1 protein-coding gene is annotated in these 774 nt (G+C 66.3%); it reads left to right on the top strand.

The window, feature by feature from the left end; genetic code table 11:
* A partial coding sequence (locus tag N1031_RS20405; RefSeq protein ID WP_259481794.1) for an aldehyde dehydrogenase family protein occupies window positions 1–774 on the top strand: 774 nt, incomplete at both ends.

The following is a 774-nucleotide window of genomic DNA, read 5'->3' as shown; positions in this document are numbered from 1 at the left end:
TGCGGAAGCTGTCCTTCACCGGGTCGACCCCGGTCGGGAAGACCCTCATGAAACAAGCCGCCGACAACGTGCTCCGCACCTCGATGGAACTCGGCGGCAACGCCCCCTTCGTCGTCTTCGACGACGCCGACCTCGGCAAAGCCGTCGACGGCGCCATGGCCGCGAAATTCCGCAACATCGGCCAAGCCTGCACCGCCGCGAACCGGTTCATCGTCCACTCCGCCGTCGCGACCGAGTTCGCCACCCTCCTCGCCGACAAGGTCCGCGCCCTCACCATCGGCCGCGGCACCGAACCCGGCGTCGGCATCGGCCCCCTCATCAACGACAAAGCCGTCCAGAAAGCCGACGAACTCGTCCACGACGCCATCACCAAAGGCGCCACCCTGATCACCGGCGGACACCGCATCCCCTCACCCGGATCGTTCTACGAACCCACCGTCGTCACCGGCGTCACCCCCGACGCCGACATCCTCCGCGACGAGATCTTCGGCCCCGTGGTCTCCATCGTCGAATTCGACACCGAAGACCAAGCCGTCCACCTCGCCAACGACACCGAATACGGACTCGCGTCCTACGTCTTCACCGAGGACCTCGCCCGCGGCCACCGCATGATCGACCGCCTCGACACCGGCATGATGGGCCTGAACATCGGCGTCATCTCCAACGCCGCCGCCCCCTTCGGCGGCATCAAACAGTCCGGCCTCGGCCGCGAAGGCGGCCTCGAAGGCATCCACGAATACCTCTCCACCAAATACACCCTCATCCCCACCACCT

The sequence above is a fragment of the Herbiconiux moechotypicola genome (assembly GCF_024979255.1).
In the GTDB taxonomy this organism is placed as follows: domain Bacteria; phylum Actinomycetota; class Actinomycetes; order Actinomycetales; family Microbacteriaceae; genus Herbiconiux; species Herbiconiux moechotypicola.
This window is presented reverse-complemented; position numbering and strand designations above follow the sequence as displayed.